The 26,847-nt window shown below is 55.7% G+C and carries 26 protein-coding genes, 1 tRNA gene and 1 pseudogene; 12 read left to right on the top strand and 16 right to left on the bottom strand.

Annotation, left to right across the window (positions count from 1 at the left end; genetic code table 11):
* Window positions 1–8 precede the first annotated feature (8 nt).
* From ACA058_RS01420 to ACA058_RS01410, 3 genes are read left to right on the top strand one after another with little or no spacing between them, the layout of a single operon-like run.
* On the top strand, window positions 9–971 hold the full coding sequence (locus ACA058_RS01420; RefSeq protein WP_497639844.1) for an alpha/beta hydrolase family protein: 963 nt from the start codon (window positions 9–11) through the stop codon (window positions 969–971).
* 38 nt (window positions 972–1,009) lie between these two features.
* Entirely contained in the window at window positions 1,010–1,426 is a 417-nt protein-coding gene (locus tag ACA058_RS01415; protein WP_497637512.1) for a hypothetical protein, read from the top strand.
* Window positions 1,427–1,432: 6 nt separating this feature from the next.
* A complete protein-coding gene (locus tag ACA058_RS01410) occupies window positions 1,433–1,885 on the top strand; it encodes a hypothetical protein (RefSeq protein WP_497637511.1) in 453 nt (150 codons plus the stop codon).
* 71 nt (window positions 1,886–1,956) lie between these two features.
* On the opposite strand, the gene gabP is transcribed toward ACA058_RS01410, so the two are convergent.
* Window positions 1,957–3,348 carry a GABA permease gene (gene gabP, locus ACA058_RS01405; protein WP_497637510.1) on the bottom strand — a complete coding sequence of 464 codons (1,392 nt, stop codon included), beginning with the start codon at window positions 3,346–3,348 and terminating at the stop codon, window positions 1,957–1,959.
* A gap of 563 nt (window positions 3,349–3,911) precedes the next feature.
* Between gabP and ACA058_RS01400 the strand changes: the two genes are divergently transcribed.
* The 7 genes from ACA058_RS01400 (at window position 3,912) to ACA058_RS01370 (ending at window position 9,284) form a co-directional block, all read left to right on the top strand.
* On the top strand, window positions 3,912–4,685 hold the full coding sequence (locus ACA058_RS01400; RefSeq protein WP_497637509.1) for an ABC transporter ATP-binding protein: 774 nt from the start codon (window positions 3,912–3,914) through the stop codon (window positions 4,683–4,685).
* A 13-nt stretch (window positions 4,686–4,698) separates the two neighbouring features.
* Entirely contained in the window at window positions 4,699–5,445 is a 747-nt protein-coding gene (locus ACA058_RS01395) for an ABC transporter substrate-binding protein (RefSeq protein WP_497637508.1), read from the top strand.
* Between the two features lie 72 nt (window positions 5,446–5,517).
* On the top strand, window positions 5,518–6,213 hold the full coding sequence (locus tag ACA058_RS01390; protein WP_008058481.1) for an ABC transporter permease: 696 nt from the start codon (window positions 5,518–5,520) through the stop codon (window positions 6,211–6,213).
* Window positions 6,210–6,899, top strand: coding sequence for an ABC transporter permease (locus tag ACA058_RS01385; protein WP_497637507.1), 690 nt, complete (start codon window positions 6,210–6,212; stop codon window positions 6,897–6,899). Before ACA058_RS01390 ends, ACA058_RS01385 begins: the two co-directional genes overlap by 4 nt.
* Window positions 6,880–8,109, top strand: coding sequence for a methyltransferase (locus tag ACA058_RS01380; protein ID WP_497637506.1), 1,230 nt, complete (start codon window positions 6,880–6,882; stop codon window positions 8,107–8,109). Before ACA058_RS01385 ends, ACA058_RS01380 begins: the two co-directional genes overlap by 20 nt.
* Window positions 8,110–8,502: 393 nt before the next feature.
* A tRNA-Thr gene (locus tag ACA058_RS01375) sits at window positions 8,503–8,578 on the top strand.
* 22 nt (window positions 8,579–8,600) lie between these two features.
* Window positions 8,601–9,284 (top strand): DUF4145 domain-containing protein, encoded by a 684-nt coding sequence (locus tag ACA058_RS01370; RefSeq protein WP_497637505.1) that lies wholly within the window; start codon window positions 8,601–8,603, stop codon window positions 9,282–9,284.
* Between the two features lie 182 nt (window positions 9,285–9,466).
* Here the strand turns inward: ACA058_RS01370 and ACA058_RS01365 are convergent, their stop codons facing one another.
* The 10 genes from ACA058_RS01365 to ACA058_RS01320 form a co-directional block, all read right to left on the bottom strand.
* Window positions 9,467–10,582, bottom strand: a complete 1,116-nt coding sequence (locus ACA058_RS01365) for a hypothetical protein (RefSeq protein WP_497637504.1) — start codon at window positions 10,580–10,582, stop codon at window positions 9,467–9,469.
* Between the two features lie 116 nt (window positions 10,583–10,698).
* Window positions 10,699–12,618, bottom strand: a complete 1,920-nt coding sequence (locus ACA058_RS01360) for an AAA family ATPase (RefSeq protein ID WP_497637503.1) — start codon at window positions 12,616–12,618, stop codon at window positions 10,699–10,701.
* On the bottom strand, window positions 12,605–13,126 hold the full coding sequence (locus ACA058_RS01355) for an ABC-three component system middle component 5 (RefSeq protein ID WP_497637502.1): 522 nt from the start codon (window positions 13,124–13,126) through the stop codon (window positions 12,605–12,607). The genes ACA058_RS01360 and ACA058_RS01355 overlap by 14 nt, the downstream gene beginning before the upstream one ends.
* Entirely contained in the window at window positions 13,123–13,605 is a 483-nt protein-coding gene (locus ACA058_RS01350) for an ABC-three component system protein (RefSeq protein WP_497637501.1), read from the bottom strand. Before ACA058_RS01350 ends, ACA058_RS01355 begins: the two co-directional genes overlap by 4 nt.
* A gap of 106 nt (window positions 13,606–13,711) precedes the next feature.
* Window positions 13,712–13,897 carry a hypothetical protein gene (locus ACA058_RS01345; protein WP_497637500.1) on the bottom strand — a complete coding sequence of 62 codons (186 nt, stop codon included), beginning with the start codon at window positions 13,895–13,897 and terminating at the stop codon, window positions 13,712–13,714.
* 352 nt (window positions 13,898–14,249) lie between these two features.
* Window positions 14,250–14,960, bottom strand: coding sequence for an SDR family NAD(P)-dependent oxidoreductase (locus ACA058_RS01340; protein ID WP_497637499.1), 711 nt, complete (start codon window positions 14,958–14,960; stop codon window positions 14,250–14,252).
* A gap of 42 nt (window positions 14,961–15,002) precedes the next feature.
* Window positions 15,003–15,647 carry a DsbA family oxidoreductase gene (locus ACA058_RS01335; RefSeq protein WP_497637498.1) on the bottom strand — a complete coding sequence of 215 codons (645 nt, stop codon included), beginning with the start codon at window positions 15,645–15,647 and terminating at the stop codon, window positions 15,003–15,005.
* On the bottom strand, window positions 15,644–15,862 hold the full coding sequence (locus ACA058_RS01330) for a tautomerase family protein (protein ID WP_095192344.1): 219 nt from the start codon (window positions 15,860–15,862) through the stop codon (window positions 15,644–15,646). Before ACA058_RS01330 ends, ACA058_RS01335 begins: the two co-directional genes overlap by 4 nt.
* A gap of 235 nt (window positions 15,863–16,097) precedes the next feature.
* A complete protein-coding gene (locus ACA058_RS01325; protein WP_218536832.1) occupies window positions 16,098–16,382 on the bottom strand; it encodes a helix-turn-helix domain-containing protein in 285 nt (94 codons plus the stop codon).
* Window positions 16,372–16,680: a transcriptional regulator gene (locus tag ACA058_RS01320; protein ID WP_497637497.1), complete on the bottom strand. Its 309-nt coding sequence runs from the start codon at window positions 16,678–16,680 to the stop codon at window positions 16,372–16,374. The genes ACA058_RS01325 and ACA058_RS01320 overlap by 11 nt, the downstream gene beginning before the upstream one ends.
* On the opposite strand from ACA058_RS01320, the pseudogene ACA058_RS01315 reads away from it, so the two are divergent.
* Window positions 16,678–16,761 (top strand): annotated as a pseudogene (locus ACA058_RS01315) (DUF3077 domain-containing protein); the annotation flags it as partial. The gene ACA058_RS01320 and the pseudogene ACA058_RS01315 overlap by 3 nt on opposite strands.
* Before the next feature lie 242 nt (window positions 16,762–17,003).
* On the opposite strand, the gene ACA058_RS01310 reads toward ACA058_RS01315, so the two are convergent.
* Window positions 17,004–18,290 carry an OprD family porin gene (locus ACA058_RS01310; protein ID WP_497637496.1) on the bottom strand — a complete coding sequence of 429 codons (1,287 nt, stop codon included), beginning with the start codon at window positions 18,288–18,290 and terminating at the stop codon, window positions 17,004–17,006.
* 454 nt (window positions 18,291–18,744) lie between these two features.
* Here ACA058_RS01310 and ACA058_RS01305 point away from each other — a divergent pair, with 454 nt between their 5' ends.
* Entirely contained in the window at window positions 18,745–20,838 is a 2,094-nt protein-coding gene (locus tag ACA058_RS01305; RefSeq protein WP_497637495.1) for a TonB-dependent receptor, read from the top strand.
* A 196-nt stretch (window positions 20,839–21,034) separates the two neighbouring features.
* Here the strand turns inward: ACA058_RS01305 and ACA058_RS01300 are convergent, their stop codons facing one another.
* From ACA058_RS01300 to ACA058_RS01285, 4 genes are all read right to left on the bottom strand, one after another.
* A complete protein-coding gene (locus tag ACA058_RS01300) occupies window positions 21,035–21,247 on the bottom strand; it encodes a hypothetical protein (protein WP_046815312.1) in 213 nt (70 codons plus the stop codon).
* 244 nt (window positions 21,248–21,491) lie between these two features.
* Window positions 21,492–22,598: an agmatine deiminase gene (aguA, locus tag ACA058_RS01295; protein ID WP_497637494.1), complete on the bottom strand. Its 1,107-nt coding sequence runs from the start codon at window positions 22,596–22,598 to the stop codon at window positions 21,492–21,494.
* 5 nt (window positions 22,599–22,603) lie between these two features.
* Window positions 22,604–23,482 carry an N-carbamoylputrescine amidase gene (gene aguB, locus ACA058_RS01290; protein WP_497637493.1) on the bottom strand — a complete coding sequence of 293 codons (879 nt, stop codon included), beginning with the start codon at window positions 23,480–23,482 and terminating at the stop codon, window positions 22,604–22,606.
* A 266-nt stretch (window positions 23,483–23,748) separates the two neighbouring features.
* A complete protein-coding gene (locus ACA058_RS01285) occupies window positions 23,749–26,661 on the bottom strand; it encodes an aminotransferase (protein ID WP_497637492.1) in 2,913 nt (970 codons plus the stop codon).
* Window positions 26,662–26,847 lie beyond the last annotated feature (186 nt).

Here is a 26,847-nt window from a genome sequence, read left to right as displayed (position 1 = left end):
CGACGCCGATGAATTTGCAGGACACGCCCTCACTCGCCCCTACTCAAATCGAGCTGCCGCTGACGGCTGGCACTTCGGGCGAACCGTTCAAGCAACCTGCCGCCGACGGTTTCATCCTCGGCGGCTTCACCTGGCGGCATGCGGGGCAGGACACTTCCCGAGCAGTCGTCATCATCAACGCCGCCACATCGGTCCGCTGCCGACACTACTGGCGCTTCGCTGATTACCTGTATGCCAACGGCTTCGATGTAATCACCTATGACTATCGCGGAATCGGCGAGTCGCGCCCGGCATCGATTAAAGGAATGAAGGCGTCATGGTCTGACTGGGGGGCTTTGGACTTCGAAGCGATGCTCAAGCGCGCTCAGCGCGAATTCCCCGGCCAGCCCATCGATGTCGTTGCCCACAGCTTTGGAGGCTGTGCAGCGGGCCTGGGAGTATCCGGACAGCTCATCCGTCGCCTGGTGACCGTCGGTGCGCAATTCGCTTACTGGCGCGACTATGAGCCCGCTCATCGCTGGCGCATGTTTGCCAAGTGGCATGTGGTGATGCCGTTGGTGACGATGCTTTGCGGCTACTTTCCCGGCAAACGCCTCGGCTGGCTGGAAGACACGCCAGCCGGTGTCGTCCACGACTGGAGCACGCTCACCGCTCGTTACGAGAAGCGCCCCAGCGGCCAGGGCAGCCATGTCAGGAACTTCGCTGCCGTGACCGCGAAAACCCTGGCGATCAGCATCAGCGACGATCCCTACGGCACAGTCCCGGCCATCGAACGCCTGCTCGGCTACTTCACCGGCAGCACCAACACCCACCTGCGCATTACCCCCGAAGACATCGGCGAACAAGAAGTTGGACATTTCGCCTTTTTTCGCAGCGCATACCAAGCCACACTATGGCCCATTGCACTGTCCTGGCTGCAAAACGGCGAGCTGCCCCCCGACACACCCGGGCGCACTGTGCCACGCAATTGAGCCACCAGCCCTTTTCAACGAAATACGGAACGACGCCCATGGCCTCCGCCAACAAGCAGCACAAACGCGCCTCCCGCGCCAAGGCCAAGGCCAAGCAGAACCGCACTCAACGAGCCGCCGCGCCGGTGGAGCTGGACCCGAACGACGACCGCATCGACTTCGAGTCAGTGGACCTGACCGAATTGTTCAAGAAAATGATCGACGCCGAGAAGATCAGCCAACAAGCCATGTGCACAGCGTTCCTCGAAGACCCGCTGCTGGAACTGGTGTACGAGCAGGAAGGCGAAGAAGGCGCGACGGACTTTATCCTCGCCGCACTGATCGAATATCGCCAATGGTCCACCGAAACCGACGAAGCCGGTGCTTTGGCGTGGATTGAATCACCAGCCTTCCAGGCTGACTACGTGGCGGCGTCCGACGCTATTGCTGCGCAAACCCAACAGAAACCCAACTGAGTTCCCATGGCCTCCCTGAACAAACAACAGAAACGCGCCAAGCGCGCCAAAGCCAAAGCCAAGCAAATCAATATCCACGGCAGAAAACCCGCCGCAATGGACGATGACTTGGGCGAAATCGGCGAGCCGATCCCGGAATACACCCTGGCAATGTTCAGCAAAATGCGCGATGCGGAAGCCGTCAACCGCAGCGAAATGCTCTCAGTGCTGCTGACGAATCTCGCCTTTATCATCATCGATCATCCAGAATTGCTGGACATGGAAAACGCCGACGACGAAGGCATGGCCGCCACCCACCTGGCAGCCGATATGTTGATCGACTACCGCATGTGGGCCGACGGCATGGACCGCGACGCCGCCCAGGCATGGCTGAGCGAGCCACAGTTCATCACCGATTTCAGCGCTGCACTGGATGTCTACCGCGAGTCGCTGGAAGCGCCGGAAGAAAAAGCCGAGTAAAGGTTACGACTCAAACAAAAACGGCCGCTTGTCATCACTGACAGCGGCCGTTTTGCATTATGCGGTATGGGTCAGTTCAGCACTACCGCGCCACGCTTCTCCAGTTTGCGACGACGTGCTACCAGCAAGCCGGCAGCGACGACCAGAAGGGCCAGCAGGCCAGTCGCGAGGATCTCCACGCGATGAGCATCCTGGAACAGCATGATGGTCAGGGCCGCGACGATGAACGCGATCACCGCATAGGTCAGGCCCGGGAACAACCACATGCTGAACACGATTTTCTCACCGCGAGCCATACGCTGTTTGCGCATGCGCAGTTGCGAGATCGCAATCACCAGGTACACCAGCAGCGCGATGGCGCCGGAGCTGGCCAGCAGGAATTCGAACACCGCAGCCGGGGCCACGTAGTTGGCGAACGTTGCCAGGAACGCTGCGCCTGTGGACAGCATCACCGCCCAGTATGGCGTGCCACTTTTGTTGGTGCGGGTGGAAACGGCTGGCGCATCACCGCGCTTGCCCAGGGAGAACAACATGCGCGACGACGTATAGAGCGCCGAGTTCAGGCAGCTGGTCACGGCAACCAGTACCACGATGTCGACGATCATCTTGGCGTTCGGGATGCCCATGCGATCAAGAACGGTCTGGTAGGAACCGACGCTGGCCAGAATCGGGTCGTTCCATGGCACCAGCGCCACAACGATGAAGATCGATACGAGGTAGAACAAGCCGATCCGCCAGATGACCGAGTTGGTGGCCTTGGAGATTTGCTTGCCAGGGTTCTTCGATTCCGCGGCCGCGATGGTCACGATCTCGGTGCCCATGAAGGAGAACATGGTAGTCAGGATGGCACCCAGCACCGCGCCCATGCCGTTTGGCAGGAAGCCTTGGGTGTCGAACAGGTGCGAAACGCCGCTGACCTGGCTGTTGGGCAGGAAGCCGAAGATCGCCAGAACGCCGAGCACAATGAAACCAATGATCGCCACAACCTTGAGCAGGGCAAACCAGAACTCGAACTCACCGTAGTTCTTCACGCTGAACAGGTTGGTCACGGTCAGCAGCATCGTGATCACCAGGGCGAAGGCCCAGATGTCCACGCCAGGGAACCAGGCATGCAGGATGGTTGCGGCGGCGTTGGCTTCCAAAGGGATGACGAGCACCCAGAACCACCAGTACAGCCAGCCGATGGTGAAGCCGGCCCAGTGACCGATCGCGCGATCGGCGTAGGTCGAGAAGGAGCCAGTGTCCGGCGAGGCAACAGCCATTTCACCGAGCATGCGCATCACCAATACCACCAGCATGCCGGCGGCGGCGTAAGCCAAGAGCACGGCCGGGCCTGCTGCCGCGATGGCGTGGCCCGAGCCAACGAACAGGCCGGCGCCGATAACCCCGGCGATCGACAGCATGGTGACATGCCGTGGTTTGAGCCCCTGTTCGAGGCCGTTAGAGCTTTGGGTACTGCTCATTGAAACTACCTTTGTAAGGAAAAGCGAATGCATGCATCCCGTCTGCGTTCCTTCTTGTAAAAAGAAACAAACGGGGCGTTCCGGAATCTGCACGCAATATTTGCGCCAAAATATTTCAAAACCCTCTAACTCGGGAATTTCGCCCCGACCGGACAGTCATCGCAAGCCATTGATATTAATAGCACTTTGCCAGAACGTTACCCTGCGACACACTTTATGAACGAGCCAGCGCACAGGAAACACACCCAAAAATCCCTCGACGCACGATAAAAGGGCAGATCCGCCACCTTTGGCCCGTTAGCGCTTCCAACCCCCCGCCAAAGCTGGCAACATCGCGCCCTTTTTTACGCGACAGCCACCGCGCTTTTATCTGAAAGCAGGGTTCAAACGGCTGTTCGGTTGTTGATGGGGCGACAGTCTGCTGTGCCAATGCGACAACCTGCCACATGCCACCCGTTTACTGCCCGTAGCGCTGTTGGCTGCCCTTGAAACGCTATGCTAGCTTGGCCGCTTCGCCAGGAAGGCCACCAACAGCAGGAGCGAATACACAATGAGGAACGCACATGGCTGAGGCCACGCCCGCGCTTGAAATCCGCAACTTGCACAAACGCTACGGCTCGCTGGAGGTGCTCAAAGGCATCTCGCTGACCGCCCGCGACGGCGATGTGATCTCGATCCTCGGCTCCTCCGGCTCCGGCAAGTCCACGTTCCTGCGTTGCATCAACCTGCTTGAAAACCCGCACCAGGGCCAAATCCTGGTGGCCGGCGAAGAACTCAAGCTCAAGGCCGCGAAGAACGGCGAGCTGGTCGCTGCCGACGGCAAGCAGATCAACCGCCTGCGCAGCGAAATCGGTTTTGTGTTTCAAAACTTTAACCTGTGGCCGCACATGAGCGTGCTCGACAACATCATCGAGGCCCCGCGCCGCGTGCTCGGCCAGAGCAAGGCCGAAGCCATCGAAGTCGCCGAAGCCCTGCTGGCCAAGGTCGGCATCGCCGACAAGCGCCACGCCTACCCGGCGCAATTGTCCGGCGGCCAGCAACAACGCGCGGCCATCGCCCGCACCCTGGCCATGCATCCCAAGGTCATCCTGTTCGACGAGCCCACCTCCGCGCTTGACCCGGAAATGGTCCAGGAAGTACTTAATGTCATCCGCGCACTGGCCGAAGAAGGCCGCACCATGCTGCTGGTCACCCATGAGATGGGCTTTGCCCGTCAGGTCTCCAGCGAAGTGGTGTTCCTCCACCAGGGCCTGGTAGAAGAGCAAGGATCGCCACAGCAGGTGTTTGACAACCCGCTTTCGGCGCGCTGCAAACAATTCATGTCCAGCAACCGCTAACGGAGCTAACCACATGCGCAATTACAAGAAGGTCTTCCTGGCCGCCGCCGTCACCCTGGCGTTCAGCGCCGGTGCCATGGCCGAAACCCTGAAGATGGGCATCGAAGCGGCCTACCCGCCGTTTAACAATAAAGATGCCAGTGGCAATGTCGTCGGCTTCGACAAGGAAATCGGCGACGCCCTGTGCGCCAAGATGAAAGTCGAGTGCACCGTCGTGACCTCCGACTGGGACGGTATCATCCCGGCCCTGAACGCCAAGAAGTTCGACTTCCTGATCTCCTCGATGTCGATCACCGAGGAGCGCAAGCAAGCGGTGGACTTCACCGACCCGTACTACTCCAACAAGCTGCAATTCATCGCCAAGAAAGACGTCGACTTCAAAACCGACAAGGCTTCCCTGCAGGGCAAAGTGATCGGCGCACAGCGCGCGACGCTGGCGGGTACCTGGCTGGAAGACAACATGGAAGGCGTTGAAATCAAACTCTACGACACCCAGGAAAACGCTTACCTCGACCTGACTTCCGGTCGCCTGGACGGCATCCTGGCCGACAAGTACGTCAACTACGAGTGGCTCAAGAGCGACGCAGGCAAATCCTACGAGTTCAAAGGCGACCCGGTGGAAGAAAGCGACAAGATCGGTATTGCTGTGCGTAAAAACGACCCGATCCGCGAGAAGCTGAACGCGGCGCTCAAAGAAATCGTTGCCGACGGCACCTACAAGAAGATCAACGACAAGTACTTCCCGTTCAGCATCTATTGATCCTGACCTGCCTGACCGGCGCCTGATGGCGCCGGTTCACGGTATTGCCTGCCGCGATTTGAAAAGAAATCCATGATTATCGACCTCTACGGATTCGGCCCGGCGCTCGCCGCTGGCGCGCTGATGACTGTGAAACTGGCACTCTCGGCCCTGTGCCTGGGGCTGGTGCTCGGTCTGCTCGGCGCCTTGGCCAAGACTTCCCCGTACAAGCCGTTGCAATGGCTTGGCGGCACTTATTCGACACTGGTTCGCGGCATCCCGGAACTGCTCTGGGTGTTGTTGATCTACTTCGGCACGGTTAACCTGATGCGCGCCCTGGGCGAGTTTTTCGGTAACCCCGACCTTGAGCTCAATGCCTTCGCTGCGGGCGTGATTGCCCTGGGCCTGTGCTTTGGCGCCTACGCCACGGAAGTGTTTCGCGGCGCGATCCTCGCCATACCCAAAGGCCATCGTGAGGCCGGCGTGGCCCTGGGCCTGTCGAAATGGCGCATCTTCACCCGCTTGATCATGCCGCAGATGTGGCGCATCGCCCTGCCGGGCCTGGGCAACCTGTTCATGATCCTGATGAAAGACACCGCGCTGGTGTCGGTGATCGGCCTGGAAGAAATCATGCGTCACGCGCAAATCGGCGTGACCGTGTCCAAGCAACCGTTCACCTTCTATATGGTCGCTGCGTTCATGTATTTGAGTCTGACGATTCTGGCCATGACCGGCATGCACTTCCTGGAAAAACGCGCCGCTCGCGGCTTCGCGAGGAGCACCCAATGAACTGGGAAGTCATCATCAAGTGGCTGCCGAAACTGGCCCAGGGCGCAACCCTGACCCTGGAACTGGTTGCCATCGCCGTGATCGCCGGCCTGTTGCTGGCGATTCCGCTGGGGATCGCGCGCTCGTCGCGCCTGTGGTGGGTGCGGGCGTTTCCCTACGGCTACATCTTCTTTTTCCGCGGTACACCGTTGCTGGTTCAACTGTTCCTGGTCTATTACGGGCTGGCGCAGTTCGACGCAATCCGTAACAGCTCGATGTGGCCCTACCTGCGCGATCCGTTCTGGTGCGCCACGGCGACCATGACCCTGCACACTGCCGCCTACATCGCTGAAATTCTGCGCGGCGCGATCCAGGCGATTCCACCGGGTGAAATCGAAGCGGCACGGGCGCTGGGCATGTCGAAAGCCAAGGCGCTGATCTACATCATCCTGCCCCGCGCGGCGCGTATCGGCCTGCCGGCCTACAGTAACGAAGTGATCCTGATGCTCAAGGCCAGCGCCCTGGCCAGCACCGTGACCCTGCTGGAACTGACCGGCATGGCCCGCACCATCATCGCCCGGACCTACCTGCCAGTGGAGATCTTCTTCGCCGCCGGTATGTTCTATCTGTTGATGGCCTATGTGCTGGTACGCGGCTTCAAGCTGCTGGAGCGCTGGTTGCGCGTCGATGCCTGTCAAGGGCGTTGATCCTCGGGTGCTGACGGGCGAGGAACTGCTCGCCCGTTTCACCGCGCTGGACACTTTTCTGACAGCGCATCAGGCGCTGTGGAAACCGCGACCCTTCACTCATCTGCAGCTGCCCTGGGAAACCACCTATCCCGAACTGGCCGCCTGGCTACGCGGGCGGTCGCTGGAAGAGGCGGAAAGCGCTCACAACCACCCTGCCCTTGTGGATGCGCCGCAGCCTTTTGCTTCGTTGGCATCCATGTCCCTTGCGCTGAGTGCGCTGGATGAATTGCCCGCACAGGCGCTCCAAGCGCCAGCTCATCGATTGAATGTGGATGTGCCGGGGCGCAAGTGGCAGCAAATCGAAGCCTTCGCCTGCCGACTAGAGTTTGCTGATAGCGCCCGGCATTGGCTGGACTGGTGCTCGGGCAAGGGACACCTGGGCCGACGCCTGCTACAAACCGGACAGCAACTGACCTGCCTGGAATACGATCCAGCGCTGGTTGCCAGCGGCCAGGCACTCAGCCAGCGGCATCGACTGCATGCGCTGCATGTCGAACAGGACGTACTGGCGGCCGATGCGGCTGCGCTATTGAAAGCTCGACACACACCCGTCGCACTGCATGCCTGCGGCGATTTGCATGTGCGACTTATCCGGCTCGCCAGCGCAGCCGGCTGCAAGCAACTGGCCATCGCCCCTTGCTGCTACAACCGGACCAGCCTGGCCCGGTATTCGCCAATGTCCTCGGCCGCGCAACGCTCTGACCTACAGCTGTCCCTCGACGATCTGGGGCTGCCGATGAGTGAAACCGTCACCGCCGGCGCTCGCGTGCGACGCCAGCGCGACACATCGATGGCTCGACGCCTGGGCTTCGACTTGTTGCAAAGGCAACTGCGCGGCGTTGACGAGTACCTGCCGACCCCATCCCTGCCCAGCGCCTGGCTGGAAAAACCCTTTGCCGAATACTGCCAACACCTGGCCGACCTCAAAGAGTTATCCACAATCGGTGCCCATAACTGGCCCGCAGTCGAAGCCGCCGGGTGGCAGCGCCTTGCCCAAGTCCGCAATCTAGAGCTTCTGCGCGGACTTTTCCGACGCCCGCTGGAGCTTTGGCTGGTGCTGGATCGGGCACTGTTCCTACAAGAACAGGAATACACCGTTCGCCTCGGTACCTTCTGCGGAACCTCGCTCACACCGCGTAACATCCTTCTGCTGGCGGAGCGTCCTTAACGCCTCACAGCCTGTGGATAACTCTGTTGATGAAATATTCATGGATCCAATCTTTACAGCTGTTTCAGCCTTGATACGGCACTGCACAAATTTCATACATTGAATAAAAAACCAGAAAAACAGGCATTTGCGAGCTAATGAGAACGGATCCACAAAAATACTGTTAACCGGGTGAAGCGCAAATCCCGTTGTGCATAAGCGTTGGATCAAAAGACATAACCGCTGCAACAGCGACGGATCTGCAACAGCTAAGAGCAGCTCTGACACCTCGTTTTGCACCACGCCATAACAACCAACGTGCGTCGGAAGACCTCGACAGAGGCCCGCGCAAAAATAGTCTGAATTCAGGGGTTTACAGAACCTTCCCAATCGCTATAATCGTCGCCCTGACATGCCGGTATAGCTCAGATGGTAGAGCAACTGACTTGTAATCAGTAGGTCCCGGGTTCGATTCCTGGTGCCGGCACCATACAAAACAAAGGCTCGCAGCAATGCGGGCCTTTCGTTTATCTGCAATACGTAACAAGCGACGTAACAAGCATCGTACTCAGACGGATGAGCCCTATATGAAGCACGGAAGCAGTCTGCCACTGGCTCGATGCCCTCATTGCAACGTGGCTAAACCTCATCTGAAGTTGCACTACGGTTTCGAGAACAATAATGACAGTCTGAGTGCCAAGCGGCGCTGGGGCAATTATCAATGTTCGATCTGCGGTGGAATAACGCTAGCAGTGGCCCCGGCCATCGGGCAGGGCCGCGAAGGCGTGATCTATGGCGATATAGATCAGTGGTGGCCCTCCTCTCAAACCGTCCATGAATCGATCCCTGATCGGGCACGAATGTTCCTAGAGCAGGCGATAGCTAGCATTTATGCGCCGGCGGGAGCGGTCATGCTGACCGGTTCATCGGTAGACGCGATGTTGAAACAAAAAGGATTGAAAGACGGCAACCTTTACGGACGCATCAAGCTCGCCGCAGCGAATCAGCTCATCACGGAAGAGATGGCGGCCTGGGCGCACGAGATTAGGCTAGATGCAAACGACCAAAGGCACGCTGATGAAGAGGCAGCACTGCCAAATGATGCAGATGCCAGAAAGGCAATTGAGTTCGCTACGGCGCTTGCGCAATTTCTTTTCGTGCTTCCTGCCAGTGTTGCTCGCGGCAGGGGAAAGTAAACGGTATTCGCTACCGGTATTCGATACATGAAGTAGTAAAGAGAGAAAAGGAGAAAAGAAGGAGAAAAGGGGACGGATTTATTTTTCTGATAAATGAAAAAATAAATCCGTCCCCTTTTCTGCGAAAGTATTGTTAGCGGAAAGGAAACCACCCAATTGCGACATTTGCTTCAACAGCATGCTCAGCGTCGCTTGACAAGCATAGGCACTAGGTCGTGAAAATTTTTTACAAACTGGTCTTCCACTCCCTTCATTGACACTTGCCTACGTTTAAGTACGCCACGTTTTCTATCATGTTGCAAACTAATAACAACCTCAGAGCTTTCATCAAAGCTAACATGAGTAACTCCAGCTATAGCCATAAATTCTTCTGGCAGTTTTTTCGCTGCGTGCGGATTATGAAAAACAAATATTCCATCGTATAAATTTTCATCTGGCTGCTGCTTACTATACCTACTAATATCATACTCCATACTTTCTAACTGTCGCGTCAATACAATAAACTTTTCCAGAGGCACATGATCCTCAGACAAGCTCGATAGCTTACCCAAAGTAGTAGTGCAACTATATATGACGGCTGAAATATGAGAGTATTCCGACGAATCAAAAAGACCAACTTTTAACTTAGCCCCATTTTTCTTTATATGACTTTCAAGATACTTATACTCCTTCCCAAAGTCATCTTCACCGAGAATCAGTAGATCTTCCCTTATATCATCTTTATCGTAGTATGCACCGTAGAGCAGGGCCAGTAGCGGATAGTAAAATGATTGGCCATAATTAATTTGCGCATAGTCACCTATCGCCAAAACGAATGGTGACTCCTTAACACATGGTGTATTTGAGTAATTTTTTACGTACTCAGTATGCTTTTGAATAAACGAGTTATAAAGCCTTACTATTGATTCATCCAAAATTTTATAGTGATCATTATCACCATATACATCATCTAATGTTCTCTCTGCTTCTTTCGGTTCTGAATCGGCAACATTTGAGACCACTGCTTCAATGTAAATTTTCCCCTCATTAACAAGCAAGCAAAAATCTGGCGACACCACATTTTCGTCTGTTTTGTAGCCTAGGCTTGAGAAAACCTCATTTAAATAAACCTCCCAAAATACAGAATGAAAGGTTTCCTGAAACTGATTTATAGTCTTATCAACTCCATCCTTGATTTTAAACCTCTCAATCCAAGATGTTAACAACTCTCGTTCAGAGGTGTATTGAAAATTGAGAAGAAACTTAAATTTCGGATTTAATTTTTTTTCATTTATACGAGACTCAAACCACTCATGCATAACCACCTCACCAGAATACCATCCATGTAAAATCTAAATCTATCTGCACCCGCACGCTCCAGGCTCTCTTTCCATATGAACATGCACCAGAGCAGAGAGAGCCACAGTCAGACCATTTATTTCCACAGCTCAATAGTAGGTTCATCCCTAGTGGAATAGCGGCCAACGGTGTAGGACGCGTTATTCAATTCTGGATCAATCATAGCAGTTGCATAAATTATTTGATGCCTGGCCTTAAGCTTGGCGGAGCGATTAACTAGCAAACGCTGAAAATTCTGACTTCTAACCTCTTCTACCCCCATGTTCTCCAGCGTATCAATCATGCAAAATCTTGGATGCCTGAAAAACTCTTCCTCACTTGCAGCAGCAGTGAATCCAGCAAAAAAACTGCTCTTCAATATCGCTCGCGAACTTGCAGAAAAATAACTTTCACCATCGACTGTTAAGCGATTTTTCTCAAACGAAAAACTAAGACCCTTAGCATTTTCAAAAGAATCTTGCCTACGAAGATCATTATGAAGCAAATGCTTTACTTCCTCTGAAATCAATAAATATGCACGATTTAACCTATCCTGCTGCGCACGCCTTAAACCTAGATTTTCTTCGTCAAGTGAAGTAATCCTTAACTGCAATTCTGTTTTTCGTTGCGAAAGGCTTGAAATGACTCCGGCCATCTTAGACTTCTGATCAAAGTCTTCAACCATTCGATCAATGTAGCCTAGCTTACGCTGTAACTCTCTTAAGAGTTGCTGATTCTCTGTAGAGGGCCGCCCAAGCATGGAAGACAGTTTTTGTGCTGAAGATTTCCATTCCTTGCCAAGAGACTCTAAGTCTTCCTCCAACTTTAGCAATTTCTCTCTGCGTCGACCTTGAAGCACTTCTGACTGCTTTATCTGTACTGCAGATTCATTCACAAGCCCCGCTATCCGAGCTGCAACCTGCTCCGAATCATACGGAGTCTTACATAAATGGCACGCATAAGTTAGAGCATCTTCCTCACTATCTAAGATACTGAAGCACGCAGGGCATGAATGAAACTTAATTTCTTCTAGATTCCTGGCTACAACCGCAGAGTCTCGGAGGTTGTTTACTTTTTCTTTAAGACCATTAACAAACGCATCCGAGTCAGCAATATCGAGAACCAGAGAGTGAATTGCTTGCTTAGTTTTAGCTATCTCAACTTGCTTTCTCTTAACAAAGTCGTAACACTCAGCCTGTTCCTTCATGCTAATAGGATCAGAAGAAATAGAAGCCATCTTTCTTTCGAGGGCATCAGTTTCTTGCTCTACTTGACGTTTCTGCTTTAACAGTTCTTCGCGCTCAGCCGAAAGCCAATCTGTGGTCGCTACTTCTTGCTCTGCCTTTCCCAGCACAACGAACAAACTTCGTAATTGAGCATCGATCTTATCAAACTCTTTTTTCAAAGACTTTAGGCTTTGAGTATTCTCATACAGCTCGTTCGTATATGCCCCACAGAGCAACCTGCCAATTGTATCCCTAGTGTCTTTTTGCTCAAACTGCTCAAACCTAAAGATTTCATCAACAGGGCTCAACTGATCAGCGTAAAGCAAACGCAGAACCTGATGCATCGTAATGTTGCCTGAAACCTCCAGAGAAACATCAGGCATTCCGAGTAATCTGAACAGCGCTTGAGAAAAACTTTCGGTCGTTAATGAGCGACGGTACGGATATCTATTCCATGCATTAGCCGGCTGCTTTAAAGATAGTTCATATGCGCCACTAAATATATCCATCGGAGAGCCAGCCGTTTTGGATATATCCCTAGCCAAAGTAACAACCATACCATTAAGCTCGACCTCTAAATAGACACGACTGCAAAGAAGCGCAGCAGTGCTCCAATCCGTGAGATCCCCACCTAATCCATAGTATATAAAATTAAGTATGGTAGACTTTCCTGATGCATTCTCCCCTCGAATTACGTTAACCCCAGGGTGAAGTCGCTCGTCATATACAGGCTTAGCCCCTTTTACGACAATGAGGCGCCTGACTATTAGCACCGGTTCAAACTGTGTCATATCGATACTCCAGCAATCCTGTTCTGGCTTTCAGTCCATCGCGCCCATAGATGGAGTAGTCAGATGCAAGCACCTTGACCAACTCAACTAAAATTGACTGCTCGACATTTAATTCATTAATACGAGCAAGTACTTCTGGCGGCGCCATCTTTCCAGTTGGCTTTATTTCTTTATGGCCATACGCTGAGGCATCTAAATACCCATAAGCAACTAATGTATCAAGCGCCGCAACTTGAATACTTTGCATCCGACCAAACAACACAAATGAATCAGGCAGTTCACCGTATGGTTTGAGATGATTAAAATCACTCGCCACACGCTTGTATTTCCGATGCTTGGAAAATAGCTTTATCTCTCCAGAGCGGAAGGGGTAAAGCAGATAGAAATCCAAAATACGAACTTGATCTACGGTTAGAGAATCTAATCCTTTGGTAATTTCAATAATTCGAAAAAACCTAAACAAAGCATGGAATGGGTCGAAAGCCGCCTGGAAGGTAATCTGGATCATTTATGCCACCGCACGTAGCACTGCTCCGCCAGCCAATACACCATACCCATTGCCACACTGTGATCCATGGATAAAACCCCGACACCACAGTCAGTAATAGTTGGCTCAATAATCCTAGCATCGACTAATTCATTAATCTCGACTATCGACAACCCATCGACCTGCGGATAGACAAAACTTTGAAAGTTATATTCAACCCTTGCCAATAGACAAGCCAATATCTCTTGCGCCGACGCGTAATGCGAATACCGCTCAAGTAGTTTCGAGAAAAGCTCTTTCTTCTCTAAAGCGTCAAACGTTTCATACTCCCTACCCCCTGCTTTAAGCTTGGCCTCTAATCCGTCAATCCCATCTATAGTACGCTTTTTGTGAAACCGACTTAGGCTATCTAAAGTATCTCTAACCCGTTCATTTGAGTCGATCTCTTTAGTCAGCTTTTCGAGCAGCAATTCAATTTTGGTAGCTGCCTTGGCAGGCAATACGGTCTAGTTAGTTATCTTGTCACGCCCTACAAGATCAAGACCCGCAGATGCGCCTTTTTGATTAACAACAGCTGGAAAATTAACCATTGCAACTTACCCAGAATTAGTTGTTTCTGGTTATTTTATCTCTGCCGACGACATCTCCCCCAGCCCGAGCCTTACTTTGATCGGTAATAATCCCTCCATTTTTTACGCTGTTCCTTGTAAACCTGAAGGTTACGGCTGCGCCGCCCGCCGCTCCGGCTACAAAACTTAGAATTTCGGACACGTGCTGCATAATTACATCCATGAACAAAGCTCCTTTTAGACATCAAAATGCCATCCTATACGGAAGCCTCTTTAAGGTACAGCTGGCCTAACTGTGCACACTCAGGGCGTCTCGCTTCACGTAGCACGGTTCCTAGAGAGCTCCCACTACGCTTCAGGTGAGTGCTCAATCCTCACTTCTCTTTCCTAGGATTTACCGACAGAGAATCGGAAAGGATACGAATGGAGATACCCCAGGAACAAATTATTTTGTAAGTCTTTGAAAAATATCATTTTAATTACTTTTTTCGATTCCTGGTGCCGCACCATACAAAACAAAGCCCTCGTAGAAATACGAGGGCTTTGTTGTTTCTGCCGTCTGGAAAAGCCAGGTCTTAGTGACCCGCGCTCTGACCGCCGTCAACGTGGAGGATTTCGCCGGTAACAAACTTGGCGCTGTCCAGGTACACGACAGCCTGGGAAATGTCATCGATCTCGCCCATGTGCCCGACCGGGTGCAAAGCGCCCAGAGCGGCGTGGGTTTCTTCGCCGTGCATCGGGGTCTTGATGATGCCAGGCGATACCGCGTTCACCCGAATGCCGCGCTTGGCGTATTCGATGGCCAGGGAACGGGTCGCCGCATTCAGACCGCCTTTGGTCAGCGAAGCCAATACTGAAGGCACGCCATCAATCGCGTGGTCCACCAGGCTGGTGGTGATGTTGACGATGTGGCCGCTGCCTTGTTTTTCCATCTCGGCGATGGCCAGTTGAGTGATATAGAAGAAGCCGTTGACGTTCACCGACAACACATTGGCGTAGTCTTCAGCGGTGTACGCAGTGAACGGCTTGGCGATGAAGATCCCGGCGTTGTTGACCAGGGTGTCGACACGGCCGAAACGTGCGATCGCTTCACGAATCACGCGCTGTGCAGTCTCTGGTTCGCCGATGTCGCCGGCCACGGTGAGGATGTCCGGATCGGTGGATGGTTTGATCGAGCGCGAGGTCGCGACGATCTGGTAACCGAGTTCGCGGAAGGCCTTGACCATGCCGTCGCCGAGACCTTGGGATGCGCCAGTGATGACAACGACTTTTTTCGAGTTGCTCATGATTAACCTCTACTAATAAATGATGGTTTGAAAAAGCTGTAATCAGGCTTGTGCCATTTGTCTCAACATCTGTTCGTAGTACTCGACCGACTGCGAGCCGGACACCAGGTGACGACCGTTGAGCACCAGGGCCGGTACCGAATTGATGCCGTGCTGCCGATAAAACTCTTCAAGCTCACGCACCTCGTCGGCAAAGGCGTCCGACGCCAACACCTTGCGTGCACGGCCCTCGTCCAATCCGGCTTCAGCCGCTAGCCGCACCAGCGTCTGCTGATCACTCGGGTTCTGGCCTTCGCTGAAGTAAGCGCGAAGCAGGATCTTCTTCAGCGCCACCTGGCATCCTTCTTCCAGCGCCCAGAGCAACAAACGGTGAGCGTCGAAGGTGTTGTAGAAGTGCGTGCGCTTTTCCAGATCGAACTTGAAGCCGATGGCCTCGCCGCGAGCGACCTGCATCGCTTTGCCAGACGCGACGTCCTCGGCCGTGCGCCCGTACTTGCGCATCAAGTGCTCGACGGCTTCCTCGCCTTCGGCCGGCATGTTCGGGTTCAGCTCGAAAGGCTTGTAGGTCAGCTCGACCGCAACCTCACCTGCCACGTTTTCGATCGCCTGCTCCAACGCCGTCGCCCCCAGTGCGCACCAAGGGCACACCACATCGGAGACGAAATCGATGGTCACCGACGCCGTCATGACTGCCCCTCTTGCGCCAGTTGCTTGCGGTATTGAGTGGTGGTGATGCCGGCGTAGCCCCAGTTATCGGTGTCGACTTCCTCGATCACGATGTGGGTCAGGTCAGGGCGTTTGTTGAGGACGCGTTCCAGTGTTTCAGTGATCTCGGCGATCACCTGAGCTTTCTGCTCAGTGGTAACGCCATCGCGGGTGATGCGTACGCTTACAAAAGGCATGAGGGAAACTCCAGTGACCTTCCCGTCGGAGTGATGGGAGAGGCGTTGGAGCTCAATGTAGGGAGTTCGCTGGAGCGGATAAAGGTGGGGGCGGGAACATCATTAATTACGGTGTGTAATTAATTGGGTTGAGCCAGGGAGCCGCTGCTCCCCGCGAGTGCTCTACTGATTTTTTGGCAACAGGCAATAACTACGAGCAGATAAGCATTCTTTAAAAGTGTCCTTCTTCCTGCCTCTAAACTGCCTGAAGGTCACGCAATGCCTCAGGATGCTGACTCGCAACACGCAACAGCGTCTGAGCTGCGCCCGTCGGCTGCCGTCGTCCTTGCTCCCAGTCCTGCAATGTCCGCAAACTGACTCCAATGAGCTTGGCGAACGCGCTCTGAGAAACACCTACTTTTGCCCGTGCTTCAGCAGCCGCTGATAGCGGTACCTCTGTCACGCGCGCCGCTTTGCCGGCTTTCATTTGACGCACAGAGTCCAGCAAGTCCTGCTGGAATTGCTCCAGTTCATTGACCATTGCTGATTTCCTCCTTCAGTTGCTTGAGGAAGGCTGCGGGTAAATTGTCGAATTTCGCCTTGGTGTAGGCGATCAGCAACCAGATAGAGCCTTCTGCAAGCGTATTGTAGTAAATGACGCGGGTACCACCTCGTTTGCCCATCCCGCTAAGGGACCAACGAACCTTGCGCAGACCGCCGCTGCCAGGAACCACGTCACCGGCCAATGGATTAGCCGCCAGCCAGGTAATGAATTCATGACGTTCGCCATCGCCCCAAATGGATTCAGCGTAACGCTTGAAACCTGCAACCCACGTCATTATTTACAGGATATGAGCAAAGAGATCATCGATGATGTTGTGAAGGTGTTGGACGCGCCGATGAACAATCTCGGTCAGTAACGTCTTCATTTGTCACTTCGACTTTTTAACCGGCGTGCGACATGAGGCCTTAACGTGTCGCAATTTTTCACTTTTTGCGACACGTATTTGGAACATGTCGCTGCGGACGACACGTTCCCAAAACGTGTTCCCGAAATCGGGCTTTGGCGACACGTACTATCTGAACGAAAAAAAGCCCCGAACCAGTCGGAGCTTTTCGTTGTTCTCAGCCCTGTATCAGGCCTCGATACCGCAACCAATCATCAGAAAATATTGATCGGGTAATCCACGAACACACGTACTTCGTTACCACTGACGTTGTACTCGCTCGACTTCTGCGACACGCGCAGGATCGAGCTGCGCAGCTTGATGCTCAGGTCTTTGGCCGGGCCGCTTTGCACGACGTACTTGAACTGGTTGAAGATCTCGCGTTCGGTGCCGCCTTCGCTGGTGGAGGTGGTGATGTTGTCACCGCGTACGTAGGCGAAGTTGTAGCTCAGGCCCGGGACACCGAAGGTGCTGAAGTCCAGGCCGTAGCCCAGTTGCCAGCTGCGTTCGTCTTCGGCGTTGAAGTCTGACCAGTAGGAGTTGGCCAGGTAGATGGTGTTGCCACCGTCACCGACGCGACCTTGATCCTTCTGGTAGCCGCCGTAGGCGTAGCCCAGGTTGCTGTCGCCAGTGCTGCGCTGGTGTGCGACGGTGAACGAGTGTGGGCCGGTGGCGAAGGTGGCTGCCAGGCTCCAGATCTTGTTGTCGTCGCCGGTGATGTTGTTGTCGCGAACGTAGGAATCTTCCAGCTTGGTGCGATACCCGTTGAAGTCCAGGGTCAGGGACTGGTCCTTGTCGATCGGGAACACGTAGTTGGCGTTCACGTATTGCTTCTTCAACACGTCTTCAACGTCGGACGCGTACAGCGCAGCCTTGAATTGTTCGGTGAACTGGTAGCTGCCGCCCAACACGTTGATCGACTTCAAGCCACCGCTGTCACGGCCTTCGGCGCTTTTGCGCGATTCGGCGGTGAAGCGACCAGCGTTCAGTTCCAGACCCTTGATCTCCTTGGAGGTGATCAGGGTACCGGTGTAGCTTTCCGGCAGCAGACGACCGTTGTCGTAGCTCAGTACCGGCAGGACCGGCATTTGATCGCCGTAGGTCAGCGTGGTGCTGGAGAGACGGAATTTGACCGCTGCGCCACCTTTGGCCAGGTCGTCAGCCGGTTCGCCGCTGGCACCCTTTTTGAAAAAATCGATGCCTTGGGCGCCGCTGCGGTCTTCATTGCGCTCCAGGTTGAGCGCGTACAGCCCAAAAGCATCCACACCCACACCGATGGTGCCCTGGGTGAAGCCGGACGAGAACGTACCGATGGCCGCTTGGCCCCATTCGGATTTGTCCGGGTTGCCGTCTTTGTAGTCACGGTTCATGTAGGCGTTGCGCAGTAGCACTTTGAGGCTGCTGTCTTCAACAAATCCCTTGGATTCGGCCTGGTCGTTGGCCATGGCCTGTGTAGCGCTCAAAATCCCCAGAGCGATCAGGCTGATTCGCTTGTTCAACATGTTGTTTTCCTTATTACCGGTTGAAACGCGCTGTGTCGAACGGCCGAAACGGCGCTATTGCGCTCTTTTTTCATCCCGCAAACAAAAAGGCCCGCCCACGATCACTCGCGGCGGGCCTTTTTATTATTTTAGGGTCATGGCGGTCTGCCACAGGCGTTGGGCCGGATCGTAGCCGCGGCCTTAACGATATGTCAATTTCATAAATCGTCTGTAATTAAGCGAAATTCGTCTAAGAAACGGATTTACTTGGCAGAAAAATTCAAATGGCGTGCATTCCTGGCGTCATCGAATGATGTCGAAAACCCAAAAGTAACTATTTCGACAAAGCTACGACACAATTGGAAATAATCAAACAGAGGTGCATCTCAGGAATAATCAACACAAGTAAATAGCAAGCATTATCATTCGCGCCGCTTCTGTTACACCCCGAAAATTCCTACGGATGCGTTCATCAATGCCTGCCCCTTTTCGCCTTACGCCTTTCAGCCTTGGGCTTTCTGCTCTGATATCTGCCGGTTTTTCCTACGCTGCCCCTACCACCTTACCTGCCACGTCCATCAGTGCCGAAGCCGAGGCCGATGATCCGCGAGTGAAGGAAACCAACACCGCGACCCGCACCAACACACCGGTGCGCTACGTGCCTCAAGCCATCGACTCGATCAAGACCGCCAACGTTGTCGATTACGGCACCAACGATCTGGGCACCGCGCTCAGTGGCATCCCCAACGTCAGCAGTGGCGCCGACACCCGCTTCGACAGCCTGCGCATCCGTGGTTTTGACGCCAGCAACGACTTCTATCTCGATGGCATCCGTGACGACAGCCAATACGTGCGCGACTTGCACAACATCGAACGCATCGACGTGCTCAAAGGCCCAGCCGCCGTGTTGTACGGCCGTGGCAGCCAGGGCGGGATCGTTAACCGGGTGAGCAAACTGCCGGAGTTCGGCCGCCGCTCGACCCTCGAAGCCCAGGGCGGCAGCGATGATCTGCGCAGCCTGTACGCCGACCTCAGCACCGATCCATCCGAGAACATCAGCTTGCGCCTGAACATGGGCAACATGGACCAGAACAGTTTCCGCGATGGTGTGAGTGGCAATCGCCAGTTGTTCGCGCCTTCGATGAGCTGGCAACTGACACCAGACCTGAACTGGCTGGTGCAGTACGAATACAGCCGTTACAACCGTACGCCGGATCGCGGTGTCCCCGGGGTCAACGGCCGCCCGGCAGACGTCGGACGCGACACGACCTACGGCAGCGAGCACGATTTCATCGACGACAAGTCGCAATCCCTGCGCTCCAGACTCACCTATGAGCTCAGCGACAACTGGCAGCTGCGCCAGACCCTGGGCGTGTTCAAGCTCAACAGCGATTTCGACAACACCTACCTGACCGGCTACAACCCGACCACCAACCAGGTCACGCGCCAGCACTGGCAACAAGACCTGACCACCCGTAATGTCTACAACAACGTTGAACTGGAAGGCGGGTTCGATACCTTCGGCCTGGAGCATCGCCTGCTGACTGGCATCGAGATTGGCAGCCAGCGCCGCGATCCGACCTTGTACACCGCCGCCACCGCAGGGCCAGGCAGTTCACCGGTGCCGTCGGTGGACCTGAACAACCCCAATCGGGATTTGCGCCACACCGGACGCATGCAGGTCTCCAGCAGTTCGCACACCGAGGTCGAAAGCCGTGCGGTGTATGTGCAGGATCAGCTGCAACTGAACGATCAATGGCAACTGCTCGCCGGTTTGCGTTACGACACATTCGACATCGAATCGACCAACAAGCTGCGGGACATTTCCGAAGACCGTGACAGTCACAGCACCAGCCCTCGCGTAGGACTGGTGTGGACGCCGCTGCAGAATCATTCCTTCTATGCCTCCTGGTCGAAGACGTTTTCGCCAGTCGGTGGTGGTTTGATCGGCATCACTCCGGGTGCGGTCGGCAACACCAACGACCTGAGCCCGGAGCTGACCAGGCAGAAAGAAATCGGCGTGAAAAGCGACTGGCTGGACGATCGCCTGAGCACCACACTGGCGATCTACGAGCTGGAACTCTACAACCGCCGTACCAGCGATCCGAACAACCCGACCATTACCTTGCTGACCGGTATGCAACGTTCGCGTGGGATCGAACTCACCGCCGCCGGCAAGATCGCCGGCAACTGGTATGTGCGCGGCGGCGTAGGTTTTCAGGACGCAACGATCGAAAAAGATAACAACGGCTTTGAAGGTAATCGCATCAGCAACGTGGCCAAGCGTAATGGCAGTCTGTTCCTGACCTGGAAACCGGAAATGGGCTGGTACGCCGAAACCGGTTTGACTCTGGTCGGCGATCGTTATGCCGACAACCTCAACACCACCGTGCTGCCGGGTTATGGCCGCTGGGATGCCTTGGCCGGCTTCAGGCAGAAGGATTGGGATTTGCGCGCGGCGCTGAATAACATCAGCGACAAGACGTACTACGAGTCGGCCACCAGTGCGGCGCAGATTCAACCGGGTGAGCCGCGGAGCGTGGTGGTGACAGGAACCTACAGCTTCTAAACACACCGCAAAAAACTGTGGGAGCGAGCTTGCTCGCGATGGCGGTGTGTCATGCAAAAAAATTGTGACTGACACTCCCTCATCGCGAGCAAGCTCGCTCCCACAGTGGACAACAGTGACGTAAAAACTTTCGTACATAAAAAAAGCGCTGCCATCCCGGCAGCGCTTTTCTTTAACCAATCCGTTGTTTTTCCTCCTATCCTTCCATCACATCCCACAACGCATCCAGTTCCGCCTCGCTGAATAAACCAGCAGGGTAGCGCTCGATCATCGTCCGGCGCGGATCACTTTCTGCGATCTGACGCGTTCCATTGGACTTGAACCAGTGCGCCAGGATCTGCAGCGATTCGCTGTTTACCGCCAGGGGATGCAACGCCCGCTCGCTTGCCACATTCACTTCGGCGTTCATTTCAACGCTCTCTCCTGGTTTTAAGCGGCTAACTTATCCAAGGTTTATGACAGAACATCGAAGCTCTCCCCCTCCCCGTTTACCCCATGACAGATACAAGAGCTATGCCAATCGCTCTCATTTACCGACCGACGGATACAAAAAAGCCCGCAATCCTGAAGGGCTGCGGGCTTGCTCGTGGCACGGCGGGTGAAAGCGCTGGCCTGAAATATTTTGCTGTTAACTCAAGCTGTTACAAGTGCACTCACTCTTTGTGCGGCGCTGGCTGTTGTTGGGTAAGACAGTGAATGTTACCGCCTCCCAGTAACAGTTCGCGGCCCGGCACCATCACCACTTCATGCTGTGGGAACAGCGCCTGCAGAATTTCCTTGGCCGGGCCATCCAACGGATCATCGAAGCTCGGGGCAATGATTCCGCCATTGACGATCAGGAAATTCACGTAAGAGCCGGCCAGACGAACGGTCGGGTTACGCTCCTGAGTCCCGTCCACCGGATCGACACCGGCGCATTCTTCCTCGGTGGCGTACAGCGGTCCCGGAATCGGCATCTTGTGCACCGTGAACGGGCGCCCCTTGGCGTCGGTGCTGCTTTGCAGCACGCTCATGGCGGCCTGGCAACGTGGGTAGTTCGGATCCTGTGGGTCATCCGTCCAGGCCAACAGCACTTCACCCGGACGCACGTAGCAGCAGAAGTTATCCACATGGCCGTCGGTTTCGTCATTGAACAAGCCGTCCGGCAGCCAGATGATCTTGTCCACAGCCAGATTCGCGCTGAGCACCGCTTCGATTTCCGCACGGTTCATGTGCGGATTGCGATTGCGGTTGAGCAGGCATTCTTCGGTGGTAATCAGCGTGCCTTCGCCATCGACATGGATCGAACCGCCTTCGAGCACGAAGCCCTCGGTGCGATAGCGCGGGCTGCGCTCGATCTCGAGGATCTTGCCGCCCACCTGCGAGTCGCGGTTCCACGGCGAATACAGGCCACCGTCAAAACCGCCCCACGAGTTGAAGTCCCAGTTCACGCCCCGGACTTCGCCGCTGTTGTTGATGACGAACGTCGGGCCGGTGTCCCGAACCCAGGCGTCGTCGCTGGACATCTCGACAACGCGGATATTCGGTACGTCCAGGCGGGCACGGGCGTTTTCGTATTGGCCGGCGGACACAGCCACGGTCACCGGTTCGAAACGGGCAATGGCCTTGGCCACCGCCACGTGCGCGGCTTGCGCCGGTTTGCCACCCAGGCGCCAGTTGTCCGGACGCTCGGGCCAGATCATCCAGGTCTGGGTTTGTGGTGCCCACTCGGCCGGCATGTAGAAGCCGTCTGCGCGAGGGGTGCTGCTCAAAGTGGTCATGTCGATCAGGACTCCAGGGAACCGTCGAGGGTTTTCAGCGCGCTGTACAGGTTCGGACGACGGTCACGGAACGAGCCCCACGCGCTACGGATGTGTTCCAGTTGGACGAGGTCGAAGGTGTGAACCAGAACGCCTTCTTCGGTTTCGTTGAGTTCCTGCACCTTCTCGCCGAACTGGTTGGCGATGAACGACGAACCATAAAAGGTAATGTCGTAGCCATCTTGTTCTTCGTTGCCGATGCGGTTACTGGCGATCAGCGGCATCAGGTTAGCGCCGGCGTGGCCTTGTTGCACGCGCTGCCAGTGATCACGGGACGAAATGGTCTTGTCGTGCGGCTCACTGCCGATGGCGGTCGGGTAGAACAGGATTTCCGCGCCTTGCAGCGCCATGCTGCGAGCGGCCTCAGGGAACCACTGGTCCCAGCAGATGCCCACGCCGATTTTCGCGTAGCGGGTGTTCCACACTTTGAAGCCGGTATCGCCCGGATTGAAGTAGTACTTCTCGTGGTAGCCAGGGCCATCCGGAATGTGGCTTTTACGATAAATCCCGAGGTTGCTGCCGTCGGCATCGATGATCGCGATGCTGTTGAAACGTGCGCGGCCCGCCAGTTCGTAGAAGCTGATCGGCAGCACTACTTGCAGTTCCTTGGCGATTTTCTGGAAGTGCTTGATGGCGACGTTGTCTTCCACCGTCGTCGCCAGTTGCAGGTAATCCGGGTTCGGCTTCTGGCAGAAGTACGGCGCTTCGAACAGTTCCTGGATCAGGATGATCTGCGCGCCTTTGGCGGCGGCTTCGCGGACCAGCCTTTCAGCGACTTCGATATTGCCTTCAAGGTCCCAGGAACAGGCCATCTGGGTGGCGGCGACGGTAACGTTACGGCTCATGAATCATCTCCGGGCAAGTGCTTGACGGTCGGGCATGGTTCATCCGCGCCCTGGCATTGGCGACTTTATATCCGATAAATATCGGCTTTTGAAGTTATAAATATGCCTTCCGTCTATTATTACGCACTTGTACCCGATAACAATCGAACTAACACCAGCATTCCCTTGTGGGAGCGGGCTTGCTCGCGAAGGCGGAGTGTCAGCCGAGACAAGTGTGAATGACACACCGCTTTCGCGAGCAAGCCCGCTCCCACAGGGGGAAGCGTTTAGAGACCCTCCGCGAGCACCTTCGAGAGCATATCCACAAAGAAATCCACGCTCTGGCGCGAGGTGACCATCGGCGGTTTGATCTTGAGAACGTTCAGGTAATCGCCAGTCGGTTGCATGAAAATCCCCAGTTCGCGCAAGCGATCGCACAACGCGGTGGTTTCTTCCGTGGCCGGCTCCAGGGTTTCACGGTTGCGGATCAACTCCACCCCCAGATAAAACCCGGAACCATGCACGGCACCGACCAGCGGATGAATATCGATCAGCGCTTCAAGACGCTCCTTGAAGTACCCGCCGACGACCTGGGCGTTTTCCCAGAGTTTTTCCTCTTCCATCACATCCAGCACCGCCATGCCGATCTGACAACTTACCGGGCTGCCACCGGCGGACGAGAAGAAATACCCCTCGGCCTCCAGCGCTTCGGCGATTTCCCGGCGGGTGATCACCGCGCCCAGTGGCTGGCCGTTGCCCATGCCCTTGGCCATGGTGATGATGTCCGGTACCACGCCCTGCTCTTCAAAGCCCCAGAAGAAATGGCCCATGCGCCCGTAACCAACTTGCACTTCGTCGGCGATGCACACGCCGCCTTGGGCGCGGACCATTGCGTAAACCTGCTGCAAGTAACCCGGCGGCAGCGAGATGCCACCGGCATTGCCATACACGGGCTCGCAGATAAAGCCAGCCAGCTGGCGGTTCTGCCCGGCAATCTTCGCCAGGTTGTGTTCGACGCAGCGCACGTAGTCCGGCGTGCTGTCAGGGCCGCGAAATTCGCCGCGATAGGTGTTCGGTGCGGTCACGGGGTGCACCCAGTCCGGGCGGCTGCTCAGGGCCTTGGGGTTGTCGGCGATCGAAGTCGATACCGCATCCGCGCCTACTGTCCAGCCGTGATAGGCCTCCAGTACGCTGAGCATGTCGCGCCCGCCGCTGTAGGCCCACGCCAGGCGAATGGCCAGATCGTTGGCCTCGCTGCCGCTGTTGACCAGGAACACCCGATCCATGCCCTCTGGTGACAATTTCAGCAGGCGCTCGGAGAACTCGGCCACGGCCGCATAGTTGAACCGCGAGTTGGTGTTGAGCAGCGACCACTGACGACTGGCGACCGCCGCCATGCGCGGATGGCCGTGGCCGAGTACCGCAACGTTGTTGAGCATGTCGAGGTAAGAGCGGCCCTGCATGTCGATCAGGTGGTTGCGCCAGCCTCGTTCGATACGCGGCGGGTCGACGTAATAGTGTTTTTGCGTGCGGGCGAAACTGGCGTCGCGACGGGCCAGCAAGGTCTGTGAATCGAGCTCTTCCTGCGCATCGCAAGCCAGCCCCAGCAGCGTCGCTGGCGATGGGCACAACGCTTGCCAGGCACCAGCACGTGAAGGTGTGCAAAACAACGGCGCGGTAAACGACGCCCCTCGGCACAGCTGCACGATCAACGGCCCGCTGACCGAGCCCAGCACCTGGCCCTTGACCAGCGCCGCGCCGCTATGCAGCGATGGCGTGACACCCCACAACCGCACACTCAGTTGCGGGCCGTCCAGTTGCAGCACCCCAGGCATCGGCTGGTGCACCACCCCCGCAAACGGCGCTTCGACTGCCGTGCCGTGGGGTACGCGCAACTCGACGTGCAAGGGACAGGTGTCCGGCTCGTTGGCAGTGTCCGGGCGCGTGCGGGACAAACGGTATTGCCCATAACGACTGGCCGCCAAGCCGTGGGCGGCTTCGGCTTCGTCCAACAGGCGCTGATCGATGCCTTCCTGCTCCCAGTTACCGGCCTCGAAATGCGGGCTGAGCACGCCCAGGTCGATCAACGCAAACTCACGCCCCACCAGGCTCGGCAGCAGCGGCGCAAAGCCTTCGCTGCCAATGCCCGGCAGGTTCTGCCTGACCGCCGCCAGGATGGCCGCTTCCATCAGCGCCAACGGCACCGATGTGGCCACACGGAAGATTTCCCACTCGTGGACCAGGTTTTCGCGGCTATAGGTATTGCCCGGATCGATGCTGACCTGCTGTTCGCCACTGAGCACCAATACCGCCGCGCGGGCGACGATCAGCGGCCACAGCGCCAGCAGTTCTTCATGCTGCAACGGATTGACCGCGTGATACGCCTGCACCGCTGGCAAAATGCAGAAGGGATCGCCTTCGCCATGGTGCAGCAACGCTGCACAGGTCACCGACAGATCGGTAATGCGCCAGGTGCGGATCAAGTCGCCGAAATCGATCACACCTTGCAGTTGCCAATGGCGTTGAGTATCTCGCTGCCAGACCACGTTGTCGTCGGTGATGTCCATGTGAATGGCTTGCACCGGCAACTTGTCTTGCAGCGGCAACAAATGGCACTCGGCCTGCCCGGACGCTTCAACGATCAGTCGGCGCTGGGTTTCATCCTTGATGACCGGCAGCAAATGCGCGATCAGTGCGTGGGCGTGGCGCGCGTCCCACTGCAGGGTTCGCACCAGCCCCGGATGGTCAAAATCCGCCAGTGCCAGGTCCATTTCACCGCACAGCCGCCCGAAACCGGCCACCACCGTGCGATTGAAATGTTCGAGGTGCGTCAGGGACTGGCCCTCGATGTAATCCAGCAAACGCACATGCACCGCTTGGCCAGCGATTTCCAGGGACAACAGGTCCGCACCGTTTTTCGCCGGGATCACACGCGGCACGTGCACGTCAGGATGTTCAGCCAGATGCTTGAGCCCGGCATGCTGGGCTTGCAGCTCCAGCGCCGAGTAGTCGCCCCGGCAGATTTTCAGGACAAACCGCCCCTGATCGCTATCGACACGAAAGTTCAGATCCTGCTGGCTGCCGAGGGGCTGTAATCTTGCGCTCAGCCCGTAATGCGCCTGCAACAGCTCAAGCGCTTGTTCCGCAGACACTTGCGGGCTGGGCAAACTGGCGCGATGAATCAACGTGGCGAGCGGCATACAACGACCCCTGAAATTTTATTAGGCGCCTATATCGCCACTGCTTGGGGCGATACGCAACCCCCCTTCAGCCGGCTGGCAAGCGGCTAGATCGGTCAACTACGAAGAAAAAAGCACATGACGCTCGCCCTTACTGACACTCTGGGCAAGAATAACGACCATCAATGGCTACGGTTGGAGAAAACC

The sequence above is a fragment of the Pseudomonas sp. LBUM1649 genome (assembly GCF_059716155.1).
Note: the sequence above shows the minus strand (reverse complement) of the source record. Positions and strands in the feature narration are given on the sequence as shown.

What these genes read in the sequence shown, in the direction of transcription:
- ACA058_RS01420 (WP_497639844.1), top strand. Translation starts at nt 9, where the DNA reads ATGAATTTGCAGGACACGCCCTCACTCGCCCCTACTCAAATCGAGCTG.
- ACA058_RS01415 (WP_497637512.1), top strand. Translation starts at nt 1,010, where the DNA reads ATGGCCTCCGCCAACAAGCAGCACAAACGCGCCTCCCGCGCCAAGGCC.
- ACA058_RS01410 (WP_497637511.1), top strand. Translation starts at nt 1,433, where the DNA reads ATGGCCTCCCTGAACAAACAACAGAAACGCGCCAAGCGCGCCAAAGCC.
- gabP (WP_497637510.1), bottom strand. Translation starts at nt 3,348, where the DNA reads ATGAGCAGTACCCAAAGCTCTAACGGCCTCGAACAGGGGCTCAAACCA.
- ACA058_RS01400 (WP_497637509.1), top strand. Translation starts at nt 3,912, where the DNA reads ATGGCTGAGGCCACGCCCGCGCTTGAAATCCGCAACTTGCACAAACGC.
- ACA058_RS01395 (WP_497637508.1), top strand. Translation starts at nt 4,699, where the DNA reads ATGCGCAATTACAAGAAGGTCTTCCTGGCCGCCGCCGTCACCCTGGCG.
- ACA058_RS01390 (WP_008058481.1), top strand. Translation starts at nt 5,518, where the DNA reads ATGATTATCGACCTCTACGGATTCGGCCCGGCGCTCGCCGCTGGCGCG.
- ACA058_RS01385 (WP_497637507.1), top strand. Translation starts at nt 6,210, where the DNA reads ATGAACTGGGAAGTCATCATCAAGTGGCTGCCGAAACTGGCCCAGGGC.
- ACA058_RS01380 (WP_497637506.1), top strand. Translation starts at nt 6,880, where the DNA reads ATGCCTGTCAAGGGCGTTGATCCTCGGGTGCTGACGGGCGAGGAACTG.
- ACA058_RS01370 (WP_497637505.1), top strand. Translation starts at nt 8,601, where the DNA reads ATGCGGGCCTTTCGTTTATCTGCAATACGTAACAAGCGACGTAACAAG.
- ACA058_RS01365 (WP_497637504.1), bottom strand. Translation starts at nt 10,582, where the DNA reads ATGCATGAGTGGTTTGAGTCTCGTATAAATGAAAAAAAATTAAATCCG.
- ACA058_RS01360 (WP_497637503.1), bottom strand. Translation starts at nt 12,618, where the DNA reads ATGACACAGTTTGAACCGGTGCTAATAGTCAGGCGCCTCATTGTCGTA.
- ACA058_RS01355 (WP_497637502.1), bottom strand. Translation starts at nt 13,126, where the DNA reads ATGATCCAGATTACCTTCCAGGCGGCTTTCGACCCATTCCATGCTTTG.
- ACA058_RS01345 (WP_497637500.1), bottom strand. Translation starts at nt 13,897, where the DNA reads ATGGATGTAATTATGCAGCACGTGTCCGAAATTCTAAGTTTTGTAGCC.
- ACA058_RS01340 (WP_497637499.1), bottom strand. Translation starts at nt 14,960, where the DNA reads ATGAGCAACTCGAAAAAAGTCGTTGTCATCACTGGCGCATCCCAAGGT.
- ACA058_RS01335 (WP_497637498.1), bottom strand. Translation starts at nt 15,647, where the DNA reads ATGACGGCGTCGGTGACCATCGATTTCGTCTCCGATGTGGTGTGCCCT.
- ACA058_RS01330 (WP_095192344.1), bottom strand. Translation starts at nt 15,862, where the DNA reads ATGCCTTTTGTAAGCGTACGCATCACCCGCGATGGCGTTACCACTGAG.
- ACA058_RS01325 (WP_218536832.1), bottom strand. Translation starts at nt 16,382, where the DNA reads ATGGTCAATGAACTGGAGCAATTCCAGCAGGACTTGCTGGACTCTGTG.
- ACA058_RS01320 (WP_497637497.1), bottom strand. Translation starts at nt 16,680, where the DNA reads ATGACGTGGGTTGCAGGTTTCAAGCGTTACGCTGAATCCATTTGGGGC.
- ACA058_RS01310 (WP_497637496.1), bottom strand. Translation starts at nt 18,290, where the DNA reads ATGTTGAACAAGCGAATCAGCCTGATCGCTCTGGGGATTTTGAGCGCT.
- ACA058_RS01305 (WP_497637495.1), top strand. Translation starts at nt 18,745, where the DNA reads ATGCCTGCCCCTTTTCGCCTTACGCCTTTCAGCCTTGGGCTTTCTGCT.
- ACA058_RS01300 (WP_046815312.1), bottom strand. Translation starts at nt 21,247, where the DNA reads ATGAACGCCGAAGTGAATGTGGCAAGCGAGCGGGCGTTGCATCCCCTG.
- aguA (WP_497637494.1), bottom strand. Translation starts at nt 22,598, where the DNA reads ATGACCACTTTGAGCAGCACCCCTCGCGCAGACGGCTTCTACATGCCG.
- aguB (WP_497637493.1), bottom strand. Translation starts at nt 23,482, where the DNA reads ATGAGCCGTAACGTTACCGTCGCCGCCACCCAGATGGCCTGTTCCTGG.
- ACA058_RS01285 (WP_497637492.1), bottom strand. Translation starts at nt 26,661, where the DNA reads ATGCCGCTCGCCACGTTGATTCATCGCGCCAGTTTGCCCAGCCCGCAA.